Origin of the sequence: Pseudomonas citronellolis (genome assembly GCF_900112375.1) — a bacterium.
Taxonomy (GTDB): Bacteria; Pseudomonadota; Gammaproteobacteria; order Pseudomonadales; family Pseudomonadaceae; genus Pseudomonas; species Pseudomonas citronellolis.
Window position 1 is genome coordinate 15,227 of the sequence record NZ_FOLS01000015.1, and the last position, 20,599, is coordinate 35,825.

19 protein-coding genes and 1 pseudogene are annotated in these 20,599 nt (G+C 67.9%); 15 read left to right on the forward strand and 5 right to left on the reverse strand.

Translation table 11 applies throughout. From position 1 onward, the window contains the following. Positions 1-32 precede the first annotated feature (32 nt). Positions 33-1,043 (forward strand): cytochrome d ubiquinol oxidase subunit II, encoded by a 1,011-nt coding sequence (gene cydB / locus BM060_RS15440; protein ID WP_074980834.1) that lies wholly within the window; start codon positions 33-35, stop codon positions 1,041-1,043. 68 nt (positions 1,044-1,111) lie between these two features. Here the strand turns inward: cydB and BM060_RS15445 are convergent, their stop codons facing one another. The 3 genes and pseudogenes from BM060_RS15445 to ligD all read right to left on the reverse strand — a co-directional run bounded on the left by BM060_RS15445 (position 1,112) and on the right by ligD (position 4,591). After that, positions 1,112-1,729 carry a GGDEF domain-containing protein gene (locus tag BM060_RS15445; protein WP_074980835.1) on the reverse strand — a complete coding sequence of 206 codons (618 nt, stop codon included), beginning with the start codon at positions 1,727-1,729 and terminating at the stop codon, positions 1,112-1,114. A gap of 394 nt (positions 1,730-2,123) precedes the next feature. After that, positions 2,124-2,498, reverse strand: a complete 375-nt coding sequence (locus BM060_RS15450) for a histone-like nucleoid-structuring protein, MvaT/MvaU family (RefSeq protein WP_043272859.1) — start codon at positions 2,496-2,498, stop codon at positions 2,124-2,126. 570 nt (positions 2,499-3,068) lie between these two features. Beyond that, a pseudogene (gene ligD, locus BM060_RS32160) lies at positions 3,069-4,591 on the reverse strand (non-homologous end-joining DNA ligase). 255 nt (positions 4,592-4,846) lie between these two features. Here ligD and BM060_RS15465 point away from each other — a divergent pair. The 4 genes from BM060_RS15465 (at position 4,847) to BM060_RS15480 (ending at position 7,687) form a co-directional block, all read left to right on the forward strand. Further along, positions 4,847-5,119 carry a DUF1652 domain-containing protein gene (locus tag BM060_RS15465; RefSeq protein ID WP_009621889.1) on the forward strand — a complete coding sequence of 91 codons (273 nt, stop codon included), beginning with the start codon at positions 4,847-4,849 and terminating at the stop codon, positions 5,117-5,119. 29 nt (positions 5,120-5,148) lie between these two features. Further along, positions 5,149-6,342, forward strand: a complete 1,194-nt coding sequence (locus BM060_RS15470) for an MFS transporter (protein ID WP_074980837.1) — start codon at positions 5,149-5,151, stop codon at positions 6,340-6,342. A gap of 84 nt (positions 6,343-6,426) precedes the next feature. Further along, on the forward strand, positions 6,427-7,068 hold the full coding sequence (locus BM060_RS15475) for a hypothetical protein (protein ID WP_074980838.1): 642 nt from the start codon (positions 6,427-6,429) through the stop codon (positions 7,066-7,068). A 4-nt stretch (positions 7,069-7,072) separates the two neighbouring features. Continuing rightward, positions 7,073-7,687 carry a helix-turn-helix transcriptional regulator gene (locus BM060_RS15480; protein ID WP_074980839.1) on the forward strand — a complete coding sequence of 205 codons (615 nt, stop codon included), beginning with the start codon at positions 7,073-7,075 and terminating at the stop codon, positions 7,685-7,687. On the opposite strand, the gene BM060_RS15485 is transcribed toward BM060_RS15480, so the two are convergent. After that, a complete protein-coding gene (locus BM060_RS15485) occupies positions 7,684-8,763 on the reverse strand; it encodes a sigma-54 interaction domain-containing protein (protein ID WP_074980840.1) in 1,080 nt (359 codons plus the stop codon). The two genes, BM060_RS15480 and BM060_RS15485, sit on opposite strands and share 4 nt — an antisense overlap. Positions 8,764-9,142: 379 nt before the next feature. Between BM060_RS15485 and BM060_RS15490 the strand changes: the two genes are divergently transcribed. From BM060_RS15490 to BM060_RS15505, 4 genes are all read left to right on the forward strand, one after another. After that, the gene (locus BM060_RS15490) at positions 9,143-11,377 is read left to right on the forward strand and encodes a TonB-dependent receptor (RefSeq protein WP_074980841.1); all 2,235 of its coding nucleotides are present in this window, start codon (positions 9,143-9,145) and stop codon (positions 11,375-11,377) included. 47 nt (positions 11,378-11,424) lie between these two features. Next, entirely contained in the window at positions 11,425-12,504 is a 1,080-nt protein-coding gene (locus BM060_RS15495; protein WP_074980842.1) for an ABC transporter substrate-binding protein, read from the forward strand. Between the two features lie 273 nt (positions 12,505-12,777). After that, a complete protein-coding gene (locus tag BM060_RS15500) occupies positions 12,778-13,032 on the forward strand; it encodes a type II toxin-antitoxin system HicA family toxin (protein WP_074980843.1) in 255 nt (84 codons plus the stop codon). After that, positions 13,029-13,370 carry a type II toxin-antitoxin system HicB family antitoxin gene (locus BM060_RS15505; RefSeq protein WP_069864930.1) on the forward strand — a complete coding sequence of 114 codons (342 nt, stop codon included), beginning with the start codon at positions 13,029-13,031 and terminating at the stop codon, positions 13,368-13,370. The genes BM060_RS15500 and BM060_RS15505 overlap by 4 nt, the downstream gene beginning before the upstream one ends. A gap of 86 nt (positions 13,371-13,456) precedes the next feature. On the opposite strand, the gene BM060_RS15510 is transcribed toward BM060_RS15505, so the two are convergent. Then, a complete protein-coding gene (locus BM060_RS15510) occupies positions 13,457-14,191 on the reverse strand; it encodes a class II aldolase/adducin family protein (protein WP_074980844.1) in 735 nt (244 codons plus the stop codon). 339 nt (positions 14,192-14,530) lie between these two features. On the opposite strand from BM060_RS15510, the gene BM060_RS15515 reads away from it, so the two are divergent. The 6 genes from BM060_RS15515 to BM060_RS15540 are packed head-to-tail and all read left to right on the forward strand — an operon-like array spanning position 14,531 to position 20,592. Beyond that, complete coding sequence (locus BM060_RS15515) at positions 14,531-15,697, forward strand: LLM class flavin-dependent oxidoreductase (RefSeq protein WP_074980845.1); 1,167 nt, start codon at positions 14,531-14,533, stop codon at positions 15,695-15,697. A gap of 19 nt (positions 15,698-15,716) precedes the next feature. Beyond that, positions 15,717-16,772, forward strand: a complete 1,056-nt coding sequence (locus BM060_RS15520; RefSeq protein ID WP_074980846.1) for an ABC transporter substrate-binding protein — start codon at positions 15,717-15,719, stop codon at positions 16,770-16,772. A 57-nt stretch (positions 16,773-16,829) separates the two neighbouring features. Then, positions 16,830-17,885 carry an ABC transporter substrate-binding protein gene (locus BM060_RS15525; RefSeq protein WP_074980847.1) on the forward strand — a complete coding sequence of 352 codons (1,056 nt, stop codon included), beginning with the start codon at positions 16,830-16,832 and terminating at the stop codon, positions 17,883-17,885. After that, the gene (locus BM060_RS15530) at positions 17,872-19,059 is read left to right on the forward strand and encodes an MFS transporter (RefSeq protein ID WP_074980848.1); all 1,188 of its coding nucleotides are present in this window, start codon (positions 17,872-17,874) and stop codon (positions 19,057-19,059) included. The genes BM060_RS15525 and BM060_RS15530 overlap by 14 nt, the downstream gene beginning before the upstream one ends. A 4-nt stretch (positions 19,060-19,063) precedes the next feature. Next, complete coding sequence (locus BM060_RS15535) at positions 19,064-19,822, forward strand: ABC transporter permease (protein WP_074980849.1); 759 nt, start codon at positions 19,064-19,066, stop codon at positions 19,820-19,822. Next, a complete protein-coding gene (locus BM060_RS15540; protein WP_074980850.1) occupies positions 19,819-20,592 on the forward strand; it encodes an ABC transporter permease in 774 nt (257 codons plus the stop codon). Before BM060_RS15535 ends, BM060_RS15540 begins: the two co-directional genes overlap by 4 nt. Positions 20,593-20,599 lie beyond the last annotated feature (7 nt).

Sequence of the window (20,599 nt, forward strand, 5' to 3'; positions counted from 1 at the left end):
CGCAAGCACTGCAAACTTGAGGAGCGAATAACATGGGCGTCGATCTCACACTCATCTGGGCATTGATCATCATCTTCGGCATCATGATGTACGTCATCATGGATGGCTTCGACCTGGGCATCGGCATTCTTTTCCTTGCAATAAAGAACAAGGAAGAACGCGACGTCATGATGAATACTGTCGCCCCCGTATGGGACGGTAATGAAACATGGCTGGTATTGGGCGGCGCGGGATTGTTCGGCGCCTTTCCCCTGGCCTATTCGGTATTGCTCAGCGCGCTCTACCTGCCCCTGGTGCTCATGCTGCTGGGGCTGATCTTCCGCGGCGTGGCCTTCGAGTTCCGCTTCAAGGCCAGCGACAGGAACCGCCACTGGTGGGACAAGGCCTTCATCGGCGGCTCCATCGTGGCGACCTTCGCCCAGGGCGTGGCGCTGGGCGCCTTCATCGACGGCATCCCGGTGGCCAACAACGCCTATGCCGGCGGCAGCCTCGACTGGCTGAGCCCCTTCCCGATCTTCTGCGGCTTCGCCCTGCTGGTGGCCTACGCGCAGCTGGGCAGCACCTGGCTGATCATGAAGACCGAAGGGCAGCTGCAGGCGGAGATGTACCGCTATTCCTCCTACTTCATCTGGATACTGCTGTTCGCCATCGCGATCATCAGCATCTGGACGCCCCTGTCGCACCCGCAGATCGCCCAGCGCTGGTTCAGCCTGCCGAACCTGGTCTACTTCCTGCCGGTCCCGGCGCTGCTGCTGTTCAGCTTCTTCGCCACCCTGATCACCCTCGCCCACCGGGCCACGGTGACACCCTTCATGCTCACGCTGCTGGTCATCTTCCTGGGCTACAGCGGGCTGGGCATCAGCGTCTGGCCGAACATCATCCCGCCGGCGGTCTCCATCTGGCAGGCGGCCTCACCGGTGCAGAGCCAGCTGTTCGCCCTGATCGGCGCGCTGTTCATCCTGCCCTTCATCCTGATGTACACGTCCTGGAGCTATTACGTGTTCCGCGGCAAGGTCAAGGTCGGCGAGGGCTACCACCACTGAGCAACGGGTGGCGGCATGGGATGGAATGCGAACCGGCAGGCGACCCCTGCCGGTTTCGGCCAGCCGATCTAGGCAACCGGGGACGCCACGCCCCTGCCCCGCTCCGAGGACGGCAGCGCCCACTGGAAGCAGGACTTGCCCAGGGCCTTGGCGACCAGCATGGCCGAATCCGCGGCCAGGACCAGTTCGTCGGCCTGCCGGCCGTCGCGGGGAAACTCGGCGACACCGATGCTGACGCCGATCTGCAGGGCCGGGAACTCTTCCAGCAGGCTGGCTTTCGCCACCCCCAGCAAGCGTTCGCAGAGCGCTTCGACCTCCGCGCCGGTGGCGCCGGTGATCAGCGCGAACTCATCCCCACCCAGCCGCGCCAGCAGGTCGCCGCCGCGTATGGTCCTGCTCCACTTGTTCGCCACCACCTGCAGCAGGCGGTCGCCCACGGCGTGGCTATGCAGGTCGTTGACCTGCTTGAAGCCATCCAGGTCGAGGTAGAGCAGGGTCAGCGACTTCTTCTGGTGCCCCGCCGCCGACATCGCCTGGCGCAGCGACAGGTCGAAACCACGGCGGTTGAGCACGCCGGTCAGCACATCGTGGCCGGACTCGTATTCAAGGCTCGACAAGAGTTTCGAACGGGTTTTCATGGTGCGGTGCATGCGCACCGCGACCAGTACCAGAAAGAACAGTTGCACCGAACTCAGGCAGGCTCCCAGAACGAAACAGGCGAATGACTTCACACCCAGGGCCTGGCCATGTAGCCAGATGAATATCAATAGCCCGGCCATCGTCGCCCAGGAGAACAGTGATACGCCCAGAAGTGCATTGAACTGATGACGAAGATGGCGAACCAGACTTTCCTGACTAATCTGCAAGACACAACCCCTGGCAAAAATTTTCTACCGCAATGAATCGTCAGCCAATTGAAATACTTGAGCCATACGGACGGACGGCAGTTCCCTGCGTGCACACTAATGGCGCAGCGGAGAAATACCGCCGAAATTCTGGAATAAGAACGCGCGGAAACTCAGTGGCGGGCACTGAATCGGTGATCGAGCGCGGCGCTTTGGCTAACTCTGCGTAAAGTGGTTACTTCTTCTGCAGCCAGGAGTCCACGACATCGCTGCCATATTCCGCCTTCCAGGCCTTCAGAACTTTATGGTTGCCGCCCTTGGTTTCAACGACCTCGCCACTGTGCGGGTTGCGGTAGACCTTGACCGCCCGCGCGCGCCGCTTGGCGCGCACGCCCCGCCCCGCGCGCGCAGGCGCTTCGCCATGGGCCCGGGGGTCGAGGATGGCGGTCACGTCGCCCAGGGACTTGCCGTATGCCTGCATGAGTTCATTCAGTTTCTGCTCGAACTCGATTTCCTTCTGCAGATTGACATCGTTCTTCAGCGACTCCAGGTGGGCCATCTGTTCTGCGAGCGCTTTCTCGACAGCGCGAAACTCTGCCAGCTTGGACATGGGAAACTCCTTCAGCAAAAGTTTTTCCAACCGATGAATATACCGGACAATTTCTGCGAATCCAAACGCCCGAAGTCCTGAAGCCATACATCCGCAAAGGTCTTTCGAACCATAAGGCAGGCCTCCACGGAGTTCACCTCGTTTTCAACGATCATTCCGGGCCCGGTAATTCGATACAGCGATATCGTATATTCGCCCGCGGCTCTCCGCGCTTTATCTGGAGTCCTGGAACATACCTGCCGCTGCGATATCCGGATGCGCTTATAAGCAACTGTCTATTGGGTTATTCCCCTTCGGGCCAGCGCAAGCGCTGTTCGCGATGGAACCGAGAAAACAATGCAGGAACAACTGTCTTGCAGGCCGCGCCGGGGCTCTCTTCGTAGGAGCGAGCTTGCTCGCGAACAGACTCCGCTGCGGGGCTCATTCGCGAGCAAGCTCGCTCCTACGAGAAGCCATGCGCGCTCCTACAGGGCAATACGGACCACCCCGGAACGTAGGGCGTATAACCGTTCGCGGTTATACGCCGCTGGCCGATGCACCAATACTCGACGAAAACGGCATAGGACTGGATCACTCCTCCCCCAACTGCCGCCACATCCGCTGCGTCAGGCGCTGGCGGACATCGCCCCAGGTAGCCCAGGGATCGTCCCCGTCACGCAAGGCCAGGCGCTCGTCGATATTCTGCAGGGTCCAGGCATTGGCCCCCCGCAACCTCTCCAACTCCTCCGGCGCCACCGGCACCGACACCGGCAGGCCCTCGCGGGCGCGCACCGACCAGGCGCACACGGTGCTGGCGCCGCGGCTGTTGCGCAGGTAGTCGACGAAGATCCTGCCGACGCGGTTCTTCGGCCCGGATACGGCGCTGAAGCGCTCCGGCATCCGTTGCGCCATGTGCCGGGTGATGGCGTGGGTGAAATCCCTGACCTCCTCCCAGCCATGGCGGCGCTCCAGCGGCACCAGGATGTGCATGCCCTTGCCGCCGCTGGTCTTGAGGAAGCTGGCCAGCTCCAGTTCCTCCAGCAGCGCGAGGATTCGCCGGGTGGCCTCGATCATCCGCGCCCAGGGCAGGCTGGGGTCGGGGTCCAGATCGAGGACGAAGCGGTCGGGGTGCTCCAGGTCGTCCACCCGCGCATTCCAGGTGTGCAGCTCCACCACCCCCATCTGCGCGGCGCCGGCCAGGGCCCGGGCGCTGGCGATGCGCAGCAGCGGCGCGTGGCCGGGGTCCAGCCCGGGGTCGAGCTGCTCCACGCCGGCCATCTCGGTGTGCGGGGCATGGCGCTGGAAGAACACCTCGCCACCGACGCCGTCCGGGGCGCGCAGCAGCGACACCGGGCGGTCGTCGAGCCAGGGCAGGATGCGTTCGGCGGCCCGCTCGTAGTAACGCGCAAGGTCCAGCTTGCGCAGGCCGCTGGCGGCGTCGATCACCCGCTCCGGGTGGGTGATGACGATACCGGCGACCCGCTCGCCGCGTTCCTCCGGGTCCGTCGCCGGCTTCTTCACCTCGGGCCTCCCGGGCGGCCCTGTTCGCCGGGCAGCGTTCGCCCACTGAGCACGCTTTGCGGCTGCTCGGCGAGGATGTCGTGGCGGGGAAAATCGCGGGCCTCGTCGTCGCGGCCCTTGACCAGGAACCACTGCGGCTTGCGCCCGGCCATGCGGGTGCGGATCAGGCTCCAGCTGCCGTGCAGCTTGCTCCCCTCCAGGCGGAACTTCAGGTGGCCGCTCTCCAGGCCCTGGCGCGGGTCGCCCAGCGGCACCCAGCGGCCGCGGTCCCAGACGATGACGTCGCCGGCGCCGTAGTGCCCCTCGGGGATGTGCCCCTCGAAGCCGGCGTACTCCAGCGGGTGGTCCTCCACCTCGATGGCCAGGCGCTTCACCGACGGGTCCAGGCACGGCCCCTTGGGCACCGCCCAGCTCTTCAGCACTCCATCCAGCTCCAGGCGGAAGTCGTAGTGCAGGTGACTGGCGGCATGCTTCTGGATGACGAAGTCCAGCGCCCGGCCCCTGCGGGACGGGGCTTGCCCGCGAGGCTCCGGCGTGCCGCCGAAATCGCGGCGGCGGGCGTACTCCTCCAGGCTCGACTGATCATTGGCCATCGACGTCTCCATCAACTGGCGGCCCCGTCACTATAGCCGCCCTGCCCCTGCCGCCATGGCGCTGCCGGGCGGCGAGGCGGTTGCCGAAAGGAGCGTTCGCTGGTTGCAGATAAGAAATCGTTATAACGGCAACTCGCTAGCAGGCTACTGTTCATTTCCTGACGTCGGCTTTTCGGCGTGATCGGACGACCGATCCCAGCTTCGCCGTACCCTGCGGACCCGCTTCAATCAAGTCGATAACTCGGGAGCCACCCGATGCAAACCTATTTGCAGGCCAAACGCATTCTCGAAGACAGCTTCACGCCCTACCGCTGCCAGTGCACCCTCGAAGCGGACGGTTCGATGACCGTGCAACTGCTCGCGCCCAACAGCTGCGACGTGGAACTGACCATCCCGCAGATCCCCCGCCACGACTGGGACAGCCTGCGCGCCGTGGCGAAACTGGCCCTGGAGCTGCGCCAGGCGCTGGACATGGCGCTGTCGGAACAGCAGCGGCCGGCCAAGCCCCTGAGCCTGGCGCCCGGCTAGCCACTCTTCGGGCCACCCTGGAGCCCCCGATGCAGGCAACCCCGCCCGGACTCTCCCGCGCCACCGCCTTCACCCTGGCCCTCTGCTGCGCCTTCTCGGTCGCCACCATCTACTACAACCAGGCCATGCTCTCGCTCATCGGCGACAGCTTCGCCCTCGGCACCGCCCAGGTCGGCCAGGTGGCCATGCTCACCCAGGTCGGCTATGCCGCCGGGCTGCTGCTGTTCGTGCCCCTGGGCGACCGCCTGGTGCGCCGCCGGCTGATCCTCGCGCTGCTGGTGGGCAACGCCCTGAGCCTGCTGGCCGCGGCCCTGGCGCCGAGCTTCGCCCTGCTGCTGGCGGCCAGCGCGCTGGTCGGCCTGTCGGCGGTGAGCGCGCAGGTGATCATCCCCGCGGCCACTTCGCTGGCCGCCAGCGAACAGCGCGGCTGGGCGCTGGGGTTGATGGTCAGCGGGCTGTCGGCCGGCGGCCTGCTGGCCAGGACGCTCAGTGGCGGCGTCAGCCACTGGCTGGGCTGGCGCGGCATGTTCCTGCTGGCGGCGCTGCTGGATGCCCTGCTGTTCGCCGCCATCCTGCTGCGCATGCCGCTCACCCGGCCCACCAGCGACCAGCCCTACCCGGCCCTGCTGCGTTCGATCCTCGGCCTGCTGCGCGAGCACCCGGCGCTGCGCTGGTCGTCGCTGGCCGGCGCCCTGACCTTCGCCGCCCTCAACGTGTTCTGGGGCTCCATGGCGGCGCTGCTGGCGCAGCCGCCCTACGGCTACTCCAGCGCCCAGGCCGGGCTGTTCGGGCTCTCGGCCATCGCCGGCATCCTCGCCGCCTCCTTCCTGGGCCGCCTCACCCAGCAGCACGGCATGCGCCTGAGCTACCTGGGCGCCGGCGCGCTGCTGGCGACCTTCACCGGCCTCTACCTGGCCGGTCCCCTGGGCCTGTGGCTGCCGCTGCTGCTCGCCGCCACGCTGCTGGACATCGGCAACCGCGCCAACCAACTGGCCAACCAGGCCCGCGTGCTGGCCCTGGCGCCGGACGCGGTCAGCCGCCTGAACACCGCCTTCATGGTCAGCTATTTCGCCGGCGGCGCGGCCGGCTCGGCCCTAGGCGCGATGGCCGCCGGGCATGCCGGCTGGCACGGCCTGGCCCTGGTCGGCGCGGGCTTCGCCCTGGCCGCGCTGCTGGCGGTGTGGCTGTTCGACCGGCGCAGGTACGCGGAACACGCTGGATGACCTCCGGTCGGCAAAAACAATAACGGCATTTAAATATGCTGAAATTGCCCTTGTAGTGTTATCGACCTGCAAGAGGCTACCGCCATGAACGTCAGGACACTGCTTTTCCTCGGGCTCGCCGCACTCTGCGCCAGCACCGCCCTGCCCACCCAGGCCAACGCCGCCGCCGCGCCCGCCGCGGCCTCGGCGCTGGACACGCGCCTGGCCTTGCGCGACCTGTGGCTGGAACACATCTTCTGGATCCGCGACTACGCGCAGGCCAACCAGGCCGGCGACAGCCGCCAGGCCAAGGTGGCCGGCGAACAGGTGGTGGCCAACGCCACGGCCATCGCCAACAGCATCGCCCCGCTGTATGGCCAGCCGGCCGCCGACCAGTTGCTGAAGCTGCTGGCCGGGCACTGGGGCGCGGTGAAGCACTACAGCGACGCCAGCGTGGCCAAGGACGCCAACGGCCGCAAGGCCGCGGTCAAGGACCTGCAGAGCAACGCCGGAGCCATCGCCCACTTCCTCGCCGGGGCCAACCCCAACCTGCCGGAGAACGGCCTGCGGGCCATGCTCGGCACCCACGGCGCCCAGCACATCGCCCAGATCGACCAACTGGCCGCCCACGACTACGCTGCCGAAGCCAGGACCTGGGCAGCCATGCGCGGGCACATCCTGATGCTCTCCGACGCCCTGGCCAGCGCCCTGGTCAAGCAGTTCCCCGACAAGTTCGCAGCGAGGTAGGCGCATGCTTCAGGGATTGGGCCGCACCCAGCAGGACCTGCTCAGCGCCCTGCTCTACCGCGCGCAGGGCATGAGCATCGACGAGCTGGCCGAGCAACTGGCGGTGACGCGCACCGCCGTGCGCCAGCACCTGGCGGCGCTGGAGCGCGACGCCCTGGTCCTGCGCGGCCCGCTGCGCCCCACCGGGCGCCGCCCGGAGCAGCTGTACCAGCTGAGCCCGCGCGGCCGCGAGCTGTTCCCGCGGCAGTACCAACTGCTGGCCGACCTGCTGATCGGCGAAGTGGCGCAACTCATCGGCCACGACGCCCTGGTAGCGCTGATGCGCAAGCTGGGCGAACGCATGGCCGCGGAACTGGAACAGGCCCCGGTGGACGAGGCCCGCATCGTCGAACACATGAACGCCGCCGGCTACGAGGCGCAACTGATCGCCCGCAGCGGCGGCGAACCGGAGATAATCGCGCACAACTGCGTGTTTCACCACCTGGCCAGCCGCCACCCGGAAGTCTGCGAACTCGACCTGGCTCTGCTCGGCCGCCTCGGCGGCGCCGTCGTCGAGCACCGCGAGTGCATGCTGCGCGGCGGCCAGGTCTGCCGCTTCCAGCTGCAACGCGGCGACTAGCCCCGCTGCGCCGCCAGCGTCCGGCTGGAGGGCTCGATCTCGCCGATCTTCTCCAGCCGCGCGCGCACGATGTTGCGGCTGATGCCCAGCAGGCGGGCGGTCTGCAACTGGTTGCCGTGGCAGTAGTGGTAGGCGGTGCGGAACACGGTTTCCTCGATGTGTTCGTACAGCTCCGGCAGGTTGCGTTCGTAGAGCGCCAGCAACGCCGCATCCAGGCTCGCCTCCCCAGGCGTGGCGGCCGGCGCCGGAAGCTCGGCGCGGGCCGGCGTGGTGCGCAGGTCGGCCAGGTAGAGGTCGCCCGGCTGCACCTGCTGGTTGCGGCATACCAGCAAGGCATGGTGGATGGCGTTTTCCAGTTCGCGGATGTTGCCCGGCCAGTTGTGGCCCAGCAGCTTGCGTTCGGCTTCCGGGCTCAGGCTGGCGCGCTGGTAGCCCAGGCGCTGGCAGTGCTCCTCGAGGAAGAATTCGGCCAGCGGCAGGATGTCCCCGGGGCGCTCGCGCAATGGCGGCAGGCGGATGGTGGCGACGTGCAGGCGGTAGAACAGGTCCTCGCGGAAATGCCCGGCCACCACGGCATCGGCCAGGTTGACGTTGGTCGCCGCCACCAGGCGCACGTCGATGGGAATGGGGTTGCGCGAGCCCAGGCGCACCACTTCGCGCTCCTGCAGCACGCGCAGCAGCTTGACCTGCATGTTCAGCGGCAGGTCGCCGATCTCGTCGAGGAACAGGGTGCCGCCGTTGGCCGCCTCGAACCAGCCGGCCTTGCTGCTGGTCGCGCCAGTGAAGGCGCCCTTCTCATGACCGAACAGTTCGCTTTCCACCAGGGTTTCCGGGAAGGCGCCGCAGTTCACCGCGACGAAGGGCGCCTTGCCGCGCCGGCTGAGCTGGTGGATGTGCCTGGCCACCAGCTCCTTGCCGGTACCGGTCTCGCCGATGATCAGGGCATTGGCCTCGCTGGGGGCCAGGCGTTCGATGCGGCTGAGCAACTCGCGCGAACGCGGGTCCTCGAAGACCAGCACGGTGGCCCGGACCGATTTGCTCAGTTCGCGGGCGTGGGGATGGGTGAGCAGCGACATGGCGGCAGGTCCTTTGGCAGGCAGTGGCCGGATAGTGCCTGAAAATTCTTATTACCAAAAAATCATAAATAGTCATTTCAATATTCCACTTTGCGATTTGCTGCTCCAGCAGCACAGCAGCAGCAACGCCTGCTGCCAGCGCAGACTCGCCAGGGCGCCTCGGCGGCGCCGCCTTATTCAAATAAGGCCTTTTAAATCAATTATTTATATAGATTTTCAGTAAACCGGTACGGTTGTTGCCCTACCCCAGATCGCGCCCCGTCGTTCGGGACGCAGCGGATGCCATGCGCGCCAGCCAACGGACGCACGCACCGTCACTACGACAACGCAGCGCGACGCCGCTGCACGACGTCCGCACTGAATGCCATTGGGGAGCAACATGTTCAAACGCACCGCACTTTCCACCGCCGTCGCCCTGGTCCTGGGGGGCCTGCCAGCACTGACGGCGCTGGCCGATGAAACCGCCGCCTCCGGCAATGCCGAACAGGCTTCCGACGAAGGCGGCTCCACCCTGGCCAAGGTGGTGGTCACCGCGCAGAAGCGCGAGGAAACCGCCCAGGAAGTCCCGTCCTCGATCTCCGTGCTCAGCGGCGACAAGGTCCGCGACGACTCGCTGCAATCGGCCAACGAGGTCACCCGCTACATCCCCAACGCCTCCGCCGGCACCACCGAGGGCCATGGCCGGCCGCGCTGGTGGATCCGCGGCCTGGGCACCGGCGACCAGGGCGCCAATACCGTGAGCCCGGTGGGCATCTACGTCGACGACGTGTACATCGCCAACATCAGCGCCACCGGCTTCCCGCTGTTCGACCAGGAGCGCGTCGAGGTGCTGCGCGGCCCGCAGGGCACCCTGTGGGGCAAGAACACCACCGCCGGGGCGATCAACTTCATCTCGCGCAAGCCCACCTTCGACAAGTCCGGCTACTTCAAGGTGGCCGCCGGCAACTACGACGACCGCGTGGTGGAAGGCGCGATCAGCGACGCCCTGGTGGACGACCGCCTGGCCGCGCGCCTGTCCTTCCGCCACCAGGCCCGCGAGGGCTACAACGAGAACATCGCCGACAACCACGACCGCGGCGGCCTGGAGGACGACGCCGCGCGCCTGCAGTTCCTGGCGCGGATCAACGACGAACTGGAAGCCAACCTCAACCTGCACGCCCGCAGCTACCACGACACCGCCGGCTACAGCACGGTGAACTACGGCCTGCGCCCGGACGGCAGCAACCAGTTCGGCTACCGCATCGACCCCGAGCAGGGCAAGGTCAACTACAACGCCAAGTACCTGGTGCAGATCGACCAGGTGGGCAGCAACCTCAACCTGAACTGGCAGCTTGGCGACCTGACGCTGACCTCCATCAGCGCCTTCGAGCACTTCAGCCGCGACGGCTTCAGCGACTCCGACAACACCCCGCTGGAGCTGCAGCGCAGCTACGCCTACGCCGACAGCCAGCAATGGTCGCAGGAGTTCCGCCTGGCCTCGCCGCGCGAGGACCGCCTGAACTGGGTGCTGGGCTTCCACTACTTCAACGAGGACCTGGACTCGCGCAACGCCAGCGCGGCGCTGGATAACCCGTACGTCCAGCGCTACTACAACAACCTCATCTACAGCCAGGGCACCGAGAGCTACGCGCTGTTCGGCAGCAGCACCTTCCGCTTCACCGACGACTTCAGCGTCACCGCCGGCCTGCGCTGGACCCGCGAGACCAAGGACATCGACCTGCACCGCCTGCAGAACCAGGGCCAGGCCAGCTTCGCCGGCGGCGACTGGTGGAAGCCGGGCAGCGTGACCACGCCGCTGGTGGTCAACGCCGTGCAGGACGAGCGCAACACCTGGAGCGACTGGACCTACGACCTGACGCCCGAATACCGCCTCTCCGACAACGCCCGGGTGTACTTCCGCTATGCCTATGGCTTCCGCTCAGGCGGCTACAACACCGGCGCCACCAGCCAGGCCACGGTGGCCACGGTGGACCCGGAATACCTGACCGCCTACGAGCTGGGCCTGAAGTCGGAATGGCTGGACGGCCGCCTCAACGCCAACGCCGCGCTCTTCTACTACGACTACGAGGACATCCAGCTGAACATCGTCAGCGCGGTGAACAACCAGACCGTCTCGCGCCTGGCCAACGGCGCCCAGGGCGAGGCCTACGGCGCCGAGTTCGAGCTGGAGGCCATCCCGCTGCAGAACCTGCACCTGAACTTCGCCCTCGGCCTGCTGCACACCGAGTTCACCGACTACACCTCCGGCAGCAGCGACTACTCGGGCAACAAGTTCGTCCGCGCGCCCAACGTCTCGGCGGTGATCGGCGCCGACTACCGCATCCCGCTGAACGTCGGCGGCGCACTGATCCTCGGCACCGACTGGAACACCCGCAGCCGCCAGTACTTCTTCTCCAACGACCAGAGCCAGAACATGCGCAGTGGCGGCTACACCCTCGGCAATGCGCGGGTCACCTACGAGCTGCCCGGCGAGACCACGCGGGTCACCGCCTACGTCAACAACCTGACCGACAAGGAATACCGCAACCACACCCTGCCGGGCGGCTTCCAGAGCGCCGGGGTGATGTTCGGCGACCCGCGCACCTTCGGCGTCTCCGTCACCACCGACTTCTGACCTGCCCGCCCGCGGCGCCGGCCGCGGGCCCCTTCGAGGAGAGCACCATGCACGTCCCTTCCCTATCCCGGCTGCTGCGGCGCCTGCTGCTGGTCCCCGCCGCCCTCCTGGCCAGCCAGGCTCCGGCCGCCGAGGCGCCGCAGAGCATCCGTATCGCCACCGTCGCCTACGCCAACGCCGGCAAGGTCACCTTCAACGGCCCGGCCTACGTCATGGACCGCGACAAGTGGCTCGAGCAGGAACTGGCCAGGCGCGGCGTCAAGCTGGAATGGGTACCGGCGGCCACCGCCTCGGTGGGCACCTTCGTCAACGAGGAATTCGCCAACCAGCGCATCGACTTCGCCTTCTACGGCGACCTGCCCTCGATCATCGCCAACGCCTCCGGCGTCGCCACCCGGCTGATCGTCCCCGGCGGCAGCGGCAACAATGTCTACCTGGTGGTGCCGCCGGGCTCGCCGGCGAAATCCATCGCCGACCTCAAGGGCAAGCGCATCGCGCTGCACCGCGGCCGCCCCTGGGAGCTATCCTTCGCCAAGCTGCTGGAGGCCAACCACCTGGGCTTCGACGACTTCCGCATCTTCAACCTCAACCCCCAGGCCGGCGCCGCCGCCCTCAGCGCCGGCCGCGTCGATGCCTTCTTCACCCTCAGCGACGCCTACCTGCTGGAAGACAAACAGGTGGGCCGCATCATCTGGTCCAGCAAGCAGGCGCCGGCCGACTGGAAGATGCGCGCCGAACTCTGGGGCGCCCGCGACTTCGTCGCCCAGCAGCCGGAGCTGACGCAGTTGGTGGTGAACGCCTACCTGCAGGCCGCCCACTGGACCGCCCAGGAAGCCAACAAGGACACCTACCAGGGCTACCAGGCGCAATCCGGCCAGCCGCTGAGCGTGCTGCAGCGCGAGGCCGAGGGCGAGCCCTGGGCGCAGCACTTCAGCCCGCTGTACGACCAGTCCCTGCGCCAGCACTATGCCGACGCCATCGCCTACAGCCTCAAGGCCCGGCTGATCCGCAACGAGGTGAAGGTGGAGGAACTGCTGGAGCCGAAGTTCGTGGAGCGCGGGTTGGAAGAGCTGAAGTTGCAGGGTTACTGGAAGGATGATTCGGCGAGTGTGGCCGGGCGGCCGTGACTGGTCGCGAGGGGTGTTTCCCTGTCACGCATGGTGCATGAGGTTACCTCCGCCCCCTCTCCCCAGCCCTCTCCCTGAAGGGAGAGGGCTGGGGAGAGGGGGCGGTATCGAACCCACACACCTCCATCCCAGTGAGCACCTCCGCGCCAATCTGAGCCATCGACGCCAGGGCAAACCGCAAGCGCTTGTTCGCCTACGCGCCCGGCCGCTTCCTACGGTGCTCCACGACCTCTCCGGCATGAACTGCTATCATTCGACGATAGCATTCGCCGAATGAAGAGCTGTCACGCCAAGACACTGGAAGCCCTCTTTCGCACGCCCACGAGTGCGTCGCTGGCCTTCGCCGACATCGAAGCGCTGGTCCTCCACCTGGGGGGTGAAGTTCAGGAGCGCGAAGGTTCGAGGGTGAGGCTGGCCCTGGATGGCTGTATCTGGCGATGCCATCGTCCCCACCCGGGCAAGGAGGCGAAGAAGTACCAAGTCGAAGAGGCCCGCGAATTTCTTCGCCGGGCCGGAGTTGAGCCATGAATTGCATGACCTACAAAGGCTACACGGCACGTGTCGAATTCGACGACCGCGACGACATCTTCGTCGGCCGCCTGCTCGGTGTCCGTGACATCATCAGCTTCCATGCCGACAGCGTGGCCGAGTTGCACACGGCCTTTCACGCAGCCGTCGAGGATTACCTGGCCGACTGTGCCGAACGGGGCGTGACGCCGGAGAAGCCGGCCTCGGGAAAGGTCATGCTGCGTATCCGCCCCGAGGTCCACGCCGCCGCCAGCCTCGCCGCACAGGCCGAAGGCAAGAGCCTCAACCAATGGGCAGAGAGCGTCTTCGAACGGGCGGCGAGCAAACGCGCCGGTTGATCCGGTCGCAAGCCGCGTATCGCTTCCAGACCGTACAAGTACAAGAAAGCCCTCGTTCGAGGGCTTCTTGCCGAACAGGCCTAAGCTCAGGCCACCGCTTCCAACAACTTCTGCCCCTCCGTCCACAGCCCGGTCATCTTCCATTGCTGTTCCAGCACCCCGGGGCCGAACTCCTTGGAGCCGCCGAACTGCTCGGCCAGGCCCTGGAAGTAGGCGCCCTCCTCGATCAGCAGGATCAGCTTCGACACCTGCAGCAGGTCCGCGCCCCAGAAGGTCGCGCCGCCGTTGGCCTCGAGGATCGCCGGGGTGTGCGGATTCTGTTCGATGCGCTCGACGATGAAGGCGTGCTCGGGCTGGCGGCGGTCGATGTAGATCGGCAGCTCGCGGGCCAGGGTCACGCGCTGGGACGCCGCGTAGCGGATCGGCAGCACCCGGTGGGCACTGGCCCAGCCGCCCAGGTAGGGGGTGTGCACGTGGATCACCACGTTCACCTCCGCGCGCTTCTGGAAGATGCCGGCGTAGCGCTGGCCGTTGCCGCCGGCCTTGCGCCCGCTCAGCGGCGAGGCGCCCTCGGCGGTTTCGTCCAGCACCACCTCGCCGGCGTAGCTGGCGACCACGGCGCGGATGCCCTGGTCGTCGGCCCAGGGGCTGGGGGCATGCAGGGCGATCACCAGGTCGCTGTCGGGCACGCGGATGTAGGCCTGGTAGGTGTTGGTCGCGGTCAGGGTGCGGGTGTCGCGGAGTACGCGGAAGGCCTTGGCGAAATCGCGCCGGGCCTGGTCCAGCTGGGCGAGCAGCGCCGGGGTGAGTCGGTTGGTCATGGTGCAATTCCTCTGTGGTGAGCATCGAGCCTCGGAAAGTCGGGCTGCAAGCGCTCCAGCAGGACTTGTGCCAGCCTGAATACCCATTACGAATCAACAGGTTGCGCACTAAAGACCAAACGAAGGCGGCCGGCGCGAGTCAACCTGCTGCGGCCTCAGCAACGATTGCTGGCGGAGTGTTGCTGGATCAGCAATCGCAGCCGCCAGGACACCTGGGATATCGCCGAAAGCCTTGCGCCACGGGGCCTCCAGGCTTTCGGCACAGGCCTTGCTCCAGTACCGGCAACCCCGAGCGCATGGCGCTGAGGCCACCTTCCACGCAGCCACTGGAGCACAAGCATGAGCACCGAATTCTTCTGGCGCCTCCCCCTGGGGAGCGACGGCCCCTACCTCGCCACCGACAAGAACAACCGCGGCGCCCCCGTCCACCGCCCGGGCAACATCGCCCCCGGGCGCCTGCCCAACGGCGAGCCGGACGGCTTCACCTACATCGACTACATCGCCCAGGTGGCCAAGGCCGCCGAGATCGCCGGCTTCGAGGGGGCGCTGCTGCCCACCGGGCCGGAGCCCTGGATCGCCGCCGCGGCCCTGGCCCGGGAAACCCGCCGGATCAAGTTCCTGGTCGCCTTCCAGGCCACCTGGACGCTGCCGGCCTATGCCGCGCAGCAGGCCGCCATCCTGCAGAACCTCAGCCGCGGCCGCCTGGAGTGGAACATCATCACCGGCGGCAACCCGGCCAGCCAGCGCGCCAATGGCGACTTCCTGGAACACGACAAGCGCTACCAGCGCACCGGCGAGTTCCTCGACATCATCGACGGCCTGTGGAGCCACGAACAGTTCAGCTACCAGGGCGAGATCTACCAACTGGAGAACGGCTCGCTGCCCCCGGGCCTGAAGCACGAACGCAAGCCGGGCATCTACTTCTCCGGTTTCTCCGACGCCGCCCTGGACGTGGCCGCGCGCCACGCCGACGTGTACCTGAACTGGGCCGAGCCGGTCGACAAGCTCAAGCCGCACATCGAGCGCGTCCGCGAGCTGGCCGACAAGCAGGGCCGGCAGGTGCGCTTCGGCCTGCGCATCGACCTGTTCGCCCGCGAGACCGAAGAGGCCGCCTGGAGCGAGCTGCGCAAGCAATACGAGCGCATCGACGCCCGCACCAGCGCCGCCATCAAGCACTTCGCCAGCGGCTCCGACTCGGTGGGCGCGGCGCGCCAGAGCGCCTACCACCAGAACGTCGAGCGCTTCGACGACCTGATCCTCGCCCCCAACCTCTGGGCCGGCTTCGGCAAGGCCAAGCCGGGGCCGACCATCGGCCTGGTGGGCAGCCACCAGAACGTCGCCGAGCGCCTGGCCGAGTACCGCGACGCCGGCTTCTCCACCTTCATCCTGGCCGGCAACCCGCACCTGGAAGAGGCCCTGCGCATCGGCCAGGAAGTGCTGCCGCTGGTCCACCAACGGCACGACGCCCGCGCCGACCAACCCACCGCGCTGAAGGCCAGCGCCTGACCCCGCAAGGAACCGCATCATGAGTCAACCGCTCGACACCCTCTGGTACACCCGCTGCCCGGTACCCACCGGCCTCGGCATCGCGGTACAGAAAGGCTGGCTGGAACAGGCCCTGGGCGACCAGGGGACGCGCATCCAGTCGCTGCGAGAGTCGGACAACCAGGCCGTGCGCGAATCGCACTTCGACCACAGCCTGCAGAACTCGGTACGCCACGGCGGCAGCATCCCGGCCATCTGGGCCCGCGCCAGCGGCCGCGAGACGCGGGTGATCGGCCTGTCGTGGGCCGACGAGGTGCAACTGATCCTCAGCCTGCCCGACAGCGGCATCCGCAACGTCAAGGACCTCGCGGGCCGGCGCTTCGGCCTGCCCGACTGGGCCGGCGCGCAGATCGACTTCACCCGCGCCCAGGCCATCCGCGGCCTGGAGAACGCGCTCAAGCTCGAAGGCCTGGAAGTGAAGGACGTGGAACGGGTGGACTTCCGCCAGGGCGGCACCTTCAGCGACGAGACGCCGCACAGCATCGCGGGCCTCGGCGCCTTCGGCGGGCGCCGCCGCGGCGGGCAGAACCCGGAACTCACCGGCCTGCTGCGCGGCGAGGTGGACGCCATCTTCCTCAAGGGCGCCCACGCCGTGCAACTGGCCCAGCAGTTCGGCCTGCACACGGTGATCGACACCGGCTCCCACCCGGAGCCGCTGATCCGCTCGAACAACGGCACGCCGCGCACCCTGAGCGTGGACCAGCACCTGCTCGACACGCACTTCGACACTGCCGTGGGCATCCTCGGCTCGGTGTTGCGCGCCGAGGAATGGGCCCAGGCCCATCCCGAGGACACCCGCCGCTACCTCGCCCGCGAGGCCAACAGCAGCGAGTACTGGGTGGCCCAGGCCTACGGCGAGGACGCCCACCAGCGCCTGCGCACCAACCTCGACGAGCGCTCCATCGCCGCCCTGCAGGACTTCACCGACTTCCTCCGGCGCTGGAACTTCGTCCCCCAGGACTTCGCCGTGCGCGACTGGATCGACCCGCGCCCGCTGGAAGCCCTGCGCAGCGCCGTCGCCAAGCGCGCCGGCTGAGCGCCGCCCGGCCCCGGTCGCAGCCGGGGCCGACCGCCCACCAGGAAAGGCTCCCTGATGAACACTCCTCTCGATACCCTCTGGTACACCCACAGTCCGGTACCCACGGGGCTCGGCATCGCCGTCGAATCCGGTCGCCTGGCCCAGGCCTTCCGCCCCTGGGGCACGCGCATCCAGGCCCTGCGCGAATCCTCCGACCGCGAGGTGCGCGAGGCGCACTTCGACCACCACCTGCGCAACTCGGTGCGCCATGGCGGCAACATCCCGGCCATCTGGGCCCGCGCCAGCGGCCGCGACACCCGCGTGCTGGGCATGTCCTGGAGCGACGAGGTGCAGCTGATCGTCACCACCGCCGACAGCCCGGTGCGCGATATCCGCGACCTGCGCAACCGCCGCTTCGGCGTGCCCAAGTGGGCCAACGTGCAGATCGACTTCACCCGCGCCCAGGCCATCCGCGGCCTGGAGAACGCCCTCAGGCTGGAAGGCCTGCAGGTCGCCGACGTCGAACTGGTGGACTACCCCTACGGCGGCACCTACAGCGACGACCCGGTGCGCCACGTGCACGGCGCCCAGGTCAGCCTCGGCGGCAACCGCGTGCGGCGGCGCAACAACGAGCTGATCGGCCTGCTGCGCGGCGACATCGACGCCATCTTCCTCAAGGGCGCCCATGGCCTGCACCTGGCCGACGAGTTCGGCCTGCGCGTGGTGGTGGATGTCGGCTCGCACCCCGACCCACTGATCCGCGCCAACATCGGCACCCCTCGCACCCTGACCGTCGACCAGCACCTGCTGGACGAACACTTCGACGCCGCCGTGCTGATCCTCGAAACCGTGCTGCGCGCCGAGCAATGGGCCTGGGCCCACCCCGAGGAGACCCGCCGCTTCCTCGCCCGCGAGCTGAACACCAGTGAGTACTGGGTGGCCGCCGCCTACGGCGAGGACGCCCACCTGCGCCTGCAGACCAACCTGGCCGAGCGCTCCGTCGGGGCCCTGCAGGACCTCACCGACTTCCTCGAGCGCTGGGACTTCATCCCGCGCCGCTTCGACGTGCGCCAATGGATCGAGCCGGGGCCGCTAGAGCAATTGCTGGAGAAGGTCAATGTCGCCATCTAGGCCGCCGGCCTTCCTCGCCGGCTTCATGCTGCTGGCCGCCTTCAGCGGCGCCACCATCGGCATGGCGAAGATCGTCACCACCCTCTACGCCCTGCACATAGGCGCGAGCCCCATGCAACTGGGGGTGATCTCGGCCATGGAGTCGCTGGGCATGGTCCTGCTGACACTGCCGGCGGGCTTCGTCATCGCCCGCTACGGCGCGCGCCGGGTGTACTTCCTGGCCAGCCTCGGGCCACTGCTGCTGAACCTGGCCATCCCGCTGTTCGGCACCTGGCTGTGGCTGGCCGCGGCGCGCCTGCTGATCGGCCTGTGCATCCCCTTCCGCATCGTCGCCATGAACAGCGCCTTCCTCCGCCAGCTACGGCACATCGGCAACGACAAGGCCGGCTGGTACCGCGGCGCCCTGACCCTGGGCATGGGCCTGCTCGGCCCGCTGCTGGGCAACTGGCTCAGCGGCGGCAGCTTCACCCTGGGCTTCGTGGTGATCGGCCTGTGCTTCGGCCTGATGGCGCTGTACAGCCTCGGCTTCTGGGAGGGCGAAGGCCCGGCCGAGGCGGCCGCCGAACTGGACGGCGGCATCCTGGCCCAGGCGCGGACCCTGCTCGGCCACCCGGAGGTCGCCGAGAGCTGCCTGGTGGAGTTGCTGTCCGGCGCCACCGGGGCGTTGTTCGGCACCTTCATCATCGTCCTGGCCATGGAGGTGGCCCAGCTCAGCCAGGAGCGCGCGGTCAGCCTGGTGATGATCCAGGGCCTGGCCGCGGTGCTCGGCCTGTTCGGCCTGGGCCGCCTGGTGGAGCGCGGCGGGCGGCGCCCGGCCCGTCTCGCCGGCCTGGCCCTGGGAGTGGCCGGCCTGCTGCTGCTCGGCCGCGGCCAGGGCTATGCCTGGTTGGCCCTGGGCGCCGTGCTGCTGAGCCTGGCCACGGCGCTGGTGCACCTGGTGAACATGGCGCAGCTGGGCGAGTCGGCCCTGGACAAGAGCAAGCTCTCCGGCCTGTTCAATCTCGCCGGCATGCTCGGCAGTTGCTCCGGCGCTTTGCTCGGTGGCGCCATCAGCCACTGGATCGGCCTGGCCAACCTGTTCCTGGCCTGGATCCCGCTGGTACTGCTGGTCGCCCTGTGCTGCTGGCTGCGCCACCTGCGGCGCGGCGCCGCAGCGATAGCCGTGGAGGGCTGAAGCGATGCGTAGAATCCCCCTGCACCACCTGACCGTGCTGGTCTCGCCCCTGGCGCTGCTGGCCGCGTGGGTACTGCTGGCCGACAGCGGGCGCTTCCCCAGCCAGTTGCTGGTGCCGCCGCGCGAGGTCTGGCAGGCCTTCGTCGAGCTGGCCAGCAGCGGCGAGCTGCGCGAGCACCTGGACAGCAGCCTGTCGCGCCTGGCCCTGGGCTTCCTGATCGGCGCCGGCGGCGGCCTGGCGTTCGGCACCGCCATGGCCCTGTCGCCCAACGTCGAAGCCTACTGCGGGCCGCTGTTCCACACCCTGCGCCAGGTGCCTTCCATCGCCCTGATCCCGATGTTCATCCTGTTCTTCGGCGTCGAGGAGACCTTCAAGATCCTCATCGTCACCAAGGCCACCTTCTTCCCCGTGGCCCTGGCCACCTGCGAGGGCGTGCGCGGCATCCCGCGCAGCTACTTCGAGGTCGCCCAGGTCTACCGCCTGCCGCTGCCGACGCTGCTCGCCGAGGTGGCCTTCCCGGCCGCCGCGCCGCCGATCCTCACCGGCCTGCGCATCGGCCTGAGCCGCGCCTGGATGGTGCTGGTGGCGGCCGAGCTGCTGGCCGCCGACAGCGGCCTGGGGCAGATGATCGAGATGAGCCGGCAGATGCTGCGCATCGACGTGGTGATGGTCGGCGTGCTGGTGACCGGCGTCATCGGCTTCGTCCTGGACTATGGCTTCCGCCTGCTGGAGCGGCGCGTGCTGCGCTGGAAACCGCTATGAAGAGCCTCGTTTCACTGTTGCGCCGCGGCCGTGGGCTGGTCCTGCCGCTGCTGCTGATCGCCGCCTGGGAAGCCGCCTCGCGCCAGGACGCCAGCCACGCCTACGCCTTCGTGCCGCTGCGGCGCATCGGCGAAGGCCTGGCGGAACTGCTGGCCAGCGGCGAACTGTGGCTGAGCGTGGCGGCCAGCCTGCAGCGCACCTGCCTGGGCCTGCTGTTCGGAGTGGCGGCGGGCTTCGTCCTGGGCGCCGCCATGGCCCTTTCGCGCAGCGCTGGGCGCCTGCTCGCGCCGCTGTTCCACGGCCTGCGCCAGGTGCCCATCCTCGGCCTGATCCCGCTGCTGGCGCTGTGGTTCGGCAGCGGCGAGGCGACCAAGGTGCTGATCGTCTCCCTGGCCGCCTTCTACCCCATGGCGCTCAATGCCCATGAAGGCTTCAGCCACGTCGAGAAGCGCTACCGCGAAGTCGGCCGGCTATACGCGCTGTCGCCCCTGCAGCAGTTCACCCAGGTGCTGCTGCCCGGCGCCCTGCCCAGCCTGTGCAACGGCGTGCTGCACGCCCTGGCCTTCGCCTGGGTCAGTTCGGTGGGCAGCGAGCTGTTCCTTTCCACCGGCCTGGGCCTGGGCAACCTGATGATGAACGCCGAGACCGGCTCGCGCATGGAGATCATCGTGATCGGCGTGCTCTGCATCGGCCTGCTCGGCTACGCCATGAACCAGCTGTTTTCCCGCCTCGCCCGCCACCTGCTGCGCTGGCGCGCCCTCCGTCGATAGGTGACCG

What these genes read in the sequence shown, in the direction of transcription:
- cydB (WP_074980834.1), top strand. Translation starts at nt 33, where the DNA reads ATGGGCGTCGATCTCACACTCATCTGGGCATTGATCATCATCTTCGGC.
- BM060_RS15450 (WP_043272859.1), bottom strand. Translation starts at nt 2,498, where the DNA reads ATGTCCAAGCTGGCAGAGTTTCGCGCTGTCGAGAAAGCGCTCGCAGAA.
- BM060_RS15465 (WP_009621889.1), top strand. Translation starts at nt 4,847, where the DNA reads ATGCAAACCTATTTGCAGGCCAAACGCATTCTCGAAGACAGCTTCACG.
- BM060_RS15470 (WP_074980837.1), top strand. Translation starts at nt 5,149, where the DNA reads ATGCAGGCAACCCCGCCCGGACTCTCCCGCGCCACCGCCTTCACCCTG.
- BM060_RS15475 (WP_074980838.1), top strand. Translation starts at nt 6,427, where the DNA reads ATGAACGTCAGGACACTGCTTTTCCTCGGGCTCGCCGCACTCTGCGCC.
- BM060_RS15480 (WP_074980839.1), top strand. Translation starts at nt 7,073, where the DNA reads ATGCTTCAGGGATTGGGCCGCACCCAGCAGGACCTGCTCAGCGCCCTG.
- BM060_RS15485 (WP_074980840.1), bottom strand. Translation starts at nt 8,763, where the DNA reads ATGTCGCTGCTCACCCATCCCCACGCCCGCGAACTGAGCAAATCGGTC.
- BM060_RS15490 (WP_074980841.1), top strand. Translation starts at nt 9,143, where the DNA reads ATGTTCAAACGCACCGCACTTTCCACCGCCGTCGCCCTGGTCCTGGGG.
- BM060_RS15495 (WP_074980842.1), top strand. Translation starts at nt 11,425, where the DNA reads ATGCACGTCCCTTCCCTATCCCGGCTGCTGCGGCGCCTGCTGCTGGTC.
- BM060_RS15500 (WP_074980843.1), top strand. Translation starts at nt 12,778, where the DNA reads ATGAAGAGCTGTCACGCCAAGACACTGGAAGCCCTCTTTCGCACGCCC.
- BM060_RS15505 (WP_069864930.1), top strand. Translation starts at nt 13,029, where the DNA reads ATGAATTGCATGACCTACAAAGGCTACACGGCACGTGTCGAATTCGAC.
- BM060_RS15510 (WP_074980844.1), bottom strand. Translation starts at nt 14,191, where the DNA reads ATGACCAACCGACTCACCCCGGCGCTGCTCGCCCAGCTGGACCAGGCC.
- BM060_RS15515 (WP_074980845.1), top strand. Translation starts at nt 14,531, where the DNA reads ATGAGCACCGAATTCTTCTGGCGCCTCCCCCTGGGGAGCGACGGCCCC.
- BM060_RS15520 (WP_074980846.1), top strand. Translation starts at nt 15,717, where the DNA reads ATGAGTCAACCGCTCGACACCCTCTGGTACACCCGCTGCCCGGTACCC.
- BM060_RS15525 (WP_074980847.1), top strand. Translation starts at nt 16,830, where the DNA reads ATGAACACTCCTCTCGATACCCTCTGGTACACCCACAGTCCGGTACCC.
- BM060_RS15530 (WP_074980848.1), top strand. Translation starts at nt 17,872, where the DNA reads ATGTCGCCATCTAGGCCGCCGGCCTTCCTCGCCGGCTTCATGCTGCTG.
- BM060_RS15535 (WP_074980849.1), top strand. Translation starts at nt 19,064, where the DNA reads ATGCGTAGAATCCCCCTGCACCACCTGACCGTGCTGGTCTCGCCCCTG.
- BM060_RS15540 (WP_074980850.1), top strand. Translation starts at nt 19,819, where the DNA reads ATGAAGAGCCTCGTTTCACTGTTGCGCCGCGGCCGTGGGCTGGTCCTG.